The organism is Rhizobium sp. PDO1-076, from assembly GCF_000247475.1.
In the GTDB taxonomy this organism is placed as follows: domain Bacteria; phylum Pseudomonadota; class Alphaproteobacteria; order Rhizobiales; family Rhizobiaceae; genus Allorhizobium.
On record NZ_AHZC01000131.1, the window covers coordinates 1 to 5,215 of the forward strand.

Genomic DNA, 5,215 nt, shown 5'->3' on the forward strand with positions numbered 1-5,215 from the left:
CATTTTGGAAGGGGACAGCATGCGCAAGGCAAAATCCGGCATTGACTCCGCGCCGCACGTGAACCACGAAATTACGAATGGCTGATCAACAACAGGCCTGAAAAATGCTGCGCCTAAACTGTCCGCACATTAGCGGAGGAGGTGTCCGCGAATTAGCGGAATCGATGTCCGCGATTACTGAAATACGCAATTGGTGACGTTCCGTCGGAAGCGGACATTCTTACCGCCGACCTTTCAGTGTAACATCAAGGCTTTAATTGCGGCTCAGAATGGCCCGTTAATAGTTTTACTGCTCTCAATAGTCCCTCACAACAACGCTGCAGAGTGCGCCAGAGTGACGAGCTTCTCACCCTCATGCCGATTTTCTAGATGGTTGAAACAGGTCCTTACAGCAGTGGTGCGCCCACCGGGTTCTCGAGCGCGGAACGCGTGGCGGAGGTCGCCTTCCTTCTTTTACCAAGCTCGATCTTGAAGTCATCGAGCACTTTGAGGTCTGTCTCCATATCGTCCGGGGACGGCTGCGGTATGTCCCTGCCCGCGGACATGTCGTGGCCCGACCGTTCCGACGCTCGCTTCATCGCGAAGAAGATGGTCCGGTAGTCTTCGTCGGTGACGGTCACCTCCTTGAGTCGACCCGTCATCACGTCCGGCACGAACCTCACTACAGTCTTCGCCAGAACGACCTCCTCTACTGCCCGCTCCCACGATTCACGTAAGTCCGAGTAGAAGTCTTTCGTCTGCCGCCGGTATTGGTCAGTGTCGAAGTCCGTCACAGACTTGAGTTCCTTCGCGCGGTTCCGCAGCGTTTCGATCCGTGCGTTCAAATCGGCGACCCATGGTTCGCTGTTCTCGCGGATCACGCCGAAGCCCTCGGACTGGGTCTTGGCAACGACTGTCTTGATCAGCGGAGCGGCGTCCCCGGCTCGAGCTGCCTCCGAGACCACCTCGTTGAAGAACACCAGGTTGTGCGTGAAGATGATGACCTGCCGCCCCTTCTTCGCCTCGGCAACGAGACGCTGGGCGACCTTGCGAATGCGCAGATGATCGAGCGAGGACACCGGGTCGTCGACGATGATGCCATAGCGCGCGTCGTCGCCTCCGATCTCGGCGAGGAAGCACGCGAGGGCCAGCGCTCGCTGCTCGCCCTCAGAGAGAACCTGGTTGTTCTTCACCGTGCTGGCGCCCTGCAGACCCACCGAGAACAGGCTCTTGCCGCCCGAACTTGAATCGCTGACCTTGAACGGGAGGTGGGTCAAATCGAGCGAGCCAATTTCCTCGGCTATCCGGCGCTCCAGTTCCTCGGTCACGAGTTGCTTGCGCAGGGCGGTGATCTGCGTTGAGATAGACCGCGTCGCCACCTGTGCTTGGCAGCCGATCAGCGACCTCTGCTCCACCACGTCCCCCAGACGCTGGAGGACGGTCTCGAGGTCATTCGCAAGCTTTACCCGGTCCTTAAGTTCGGCGAGCCGCACCCGCATGGAGTCCAGTGCTTCGGTGTGTGCGGCGCTTCGCTGGAGTAACGCGGCCTCCTCCTCAAGGCGGGCGAATTCAGCGGTGACCGTCGAGGTGAGCGCGGCAACATCCGGAGTGGGCGCTGGGTTCGCCCGCTCGTCTAGGAGCGTGGAACGCCTCAACTCGAACTCGCCTAAGATCTTGATGATCTCGGCTACAGTAGCCGCGCGCGTGGCGTCGAGCTGTCCGTAGCCGGCCAGGCTCTCCTCCACGACCGCCAACTCGGGGACTTTGACCTGCTCGACCTGCGCCAAAAGCGCCTTCAGAGCATTGCGTGCACCGTCAGCACGCTTCGTGGCCTCTCCACTTACGAAGTCGTTGAAGCGCGCCAGTCTGGCGGCGCCGGGCGGGGTGAGCGGCTCAAGGCATAGTAAGCAGAAGTCGCCGGTCGCATCCGGCAGGCGCTCGGGCGTTAGCTCCGCTCCAGCAGCCGCGAAATCGCGCGCGGCCTCAAAAAGAATGCGCCATGCCGTGCTGCCGACGTTCGCAACAGGTTCGTCTGCGAAACTAGCGGAAGCCGCGATCCTCTCCGCCTCCACCGCCTGGACTAGTTCCCGCAAGGCCGATGCGATTGTATCGCCAACCGTCTCCGAGAGCGCGTCCCGAAGGCTACCCAGCACGTCGCACACGCGCTTCAGCACTGCGGCGGCGCGGCGCCGCGTGGCCGCCAGGGCGACAGGATCGGCGGCAAGTTCGGCCTCCAGTCTGGCGAGTTCCGTGAGTTCCACATCGGAAAGTTCAGACAGATTGCGGAGATCGTCCGCGCTCGGCAGCAAAGGGGCCTTTGGATCAAGCTTGGCGAGCATGAGGGAGACAGCGCTGCCCGGGGTGTAGCCGGCGGGAAGCGGGCCGCGCAGCCGCGGCACGAGAACCTTCTCGTCTGCGGAGAACCTCGCGGCCATCCGCTGGCACAGTTCCCCATGGTGCTCAAGGATCGCGAGCTCACGGGGCAGATAGGCGATTCTGTTCTCACTATCGACGTAGAGCCGGGCGTTGTGACTGTCGAAAACCGAGATCTGCCTGAGCTGCGGGGGTGCCGGGGTCCCGGGATCCCACTCGATGTCGGTCACCGCGTCGTCGCCGACCTGGTAGCGCACCTGCACCCGCATCGGCCCGCCGCTAGCGTCGAAGACGTTCCCCCGCAGTTGATCCGCGGTCAGACTGCGGCATAGCCGCTTGGCGATGCGTGTGTATCCGCTCTTCCCGCTCCCGTTCTCCCCATACACCAGCGTGATGCCCACTGCGGCCATGCGCAGCTTCTGGCCACAGGCAAGTCGGTCGACATTCTGCACAGGACCGAGTTGCGCCAGGACGGTCCGGCGCGTCTCCCCTGAGCCGTTTCCGAGATGCGAGGCGTCGATGGCACTCAAAGTGTGAGCAGACGAGCTAGCCCTAGCCGCGGCACGCACGTTGTCGAGGATGCAGTCAGCATCCACCTGCTCGACGGAATAGTCCGTCGCGACGGCGATCCGCCGCAGACTGTCCTTGACCCAGTCGGGCTGTTCCGCAGCCCAGCTCATTAGATCCTTGGCCATTTCCTCTCCTCTGTGAGGCCAGAATGCTTGCGTCCGCTGGCGGACGCAAGCGGGGTTTACCCAATCCGACAGGCCTCTACTTCATCCGGGCCGGCGAGCGTCACGAGATCGAGCCGAATTGGCTGCTGCGCTCTGCGCGATGCGCGGAGCATCGTGACGAACGCCTCGGGGTCTGGCTGGCCCAGAGCGAGCCGTTAGTAGAGCAGGTCCTCGAGCATGCAATCCCTTCCGGCGAACGTAGAACCCTCTCTCGCGAGAGGCAGTACTAATGTATCGTTTCAAATGCCTGACCAATTCAACGGCAATTATGAGCTGATTCTGTTCGATAAATGGATGCTGCCGAAGTGTCTCTATGGCTGCCATTCTGTCATTTGAAGCACGTTTCCTCCGAGCCGTTGAAAAGCCCGCTGGCGACAGGAGATGACGATAATCTGCTGGTCCCGAGACTGCCTGTGCAGTGCGTCGAACATCTTCTCGATGCGGTCGTCGTCCGAATAGACCAGCGCATCATCAAGGATGACGGGCGCTGGCCGGCCATCACGCGCGAGCAGCCTCGCAAATGCCAGCCGCGTCAACACGGACAGCTGCTCCCGCATGCCGCCACTGAGGCGATCGACGTCCTCTTCCTGTCCGTTGCGCAGGATGGTCTGGGGTAGAAGCGTCTTGTCATCGAAGGTGATCGAAACGTCGTCGAAGAGCAGCCTGAGGAGCGGCCCGAGTTCAGCCATGACAGGCTTGAGGTAGAGCTCGCGGGCCTCGGATCTCGCTGTCTCCAATGCTGTTGTCACACGCTGCAGGACGGCCACTTCTCTCACGAAAGCCTCCACCCTTGCTGTCGCTGCAGTGAGTGCCTCCACGGTCTCTCGCCATTTCTCCTCCACCGCCTCTTCGGATTGCGCCCGGATCTCTGCGTTGAGTCCCGCCATGGTCTCCCGCAGCGCATTGATCTCCTTGTCGGCCGCTGCTTCGATCGAGCGAGCACGCGTCAACGCCGCGGCGATTGACTCGAGATCACCGACGTTCTCACCTAGTCTCAACACGTGTGCCTCCGCCTCCAAAAGCGATTGGTCGAGATCCGCCAGCGTGGCAGACAAAGTGCGCTCGCGCGCTCCACGCGTTTCTTCCGGTCCCAGGATCGCAACCAACTGCACCTGATCGGACATGAGAGACGCCAAGGTGGTCTCGGCCGCGACGAAGGCTTCGTCGGCACGGGACTGGTTTGGCTCAACCTCGCGCAGGGCCAGTCGCGCCTTGTTGCGGCGATCTTCGGCCTCAGTAAGCGCTGTCCGGAGCAACGTCGGATCCTCGTTCGGGTCGAGAACCTCAAGGCTGATCAAGCCAGCCGCAGCGACATCCTCTTTCAGTTTCGGCAATCCCTCTGGAGCGATAAAGGAGAGTCGTCCGCGTAACTCACGAAGGTCAGCGTCAACCTGCTGCGCCTTCTCCTGCCGATCTCGCGCCGCCGACAGGCTGTCGACGCCCATTGACGCAAGGAGCGCGCTTCGTGCCGCTTCTGCCTGCACCAATTGGTCGTCATTCCGACCGGGGCGGTTCGATCGCAGCGTGATTGTTCCAAACCCTGGCACGGCAAGCCGAGCCTGCCCCTCATAGGTTCGGTCTTCTCCGTCTTTCAGAGGCTTGCCGTCCAGGGTCACGGTTCCGGCCGCATCTGCCTCGTAATGGATCGAAAGTGAGGGGCGAGCGGCCTCATCTAAGGCGCGGAGCTTGGCAATCTCGACTTCGCGGGCTTGCAGCTCGTCGATAGCCTTTGCCGGAATTTTCAGGAGGGCGAGTTGCGCCTCACACTCTTCAATGCCCTGGCGGACCTTCTCCGCCTCGGCTAAGCGTTCCTTCAAGTCAGCCAAGCGCTCGAACGCCTCGCGTGCCTTTGCTGCCGCGTCGAAGCGGGCAAGCCGCTCCCGGAGCTCCTGCTCCTGAGCTTCCGCGAGCTCGACGTTCTCACGCGCCTTTTCAATGGCGTCAGCCGCCTCCCGGCGATTCATCACCGCTTCGGTCCGGTTGGCCTCTCCAGAGGTTAGGCTCTTCTGCAGCACTATTGCCTTCTCACGAGCCGCGGTGAACGCTTCGAATTCTCGCTCCGCGCCATTCCGCCTTTCGCGAACAAGCTTCAGTTCCGCTTCCGCCGTTCTTCTAATTTCTCGTTCTGC

At 61.6% G+C, this 5,215-nt stretch carries 2 protein-coding genes; both read right to left on the reverse strand.

Annotated features, from left to right (window positions below; genetic code table 11):
* Positions 1 to 386: 386 nt before the first annotated feature.
* A complete protein-coding gene (locus tag PDO_RS09540) occupies positions 387 to 3,047 on the reverse strand; it encodes an AAA family ATPase (RefSeq protein WP_007600966.1) in 2,661 nt (886 codons plus the stop codon).
* Between the two features lie 350 nt (positions 3,048 to 3,397).
* Positions 3,398 to 5,215: ATP-binding protein (locus PDO_RS09550; protein WP_007600969.1), on the reverse strand; the 1,818-nt coding region annotated here is incomplete at its 5' end.

Excerpts from the sequence above, each read along its gene's own strand:
- PDO_RS09540 (WP_007600966.1), bottom strand. The coding sequence starts at position 3,047 with ATGGCCAAGGATCTAATGAGCTGGGCTGCGGAACAGCCCGACTGGGTC.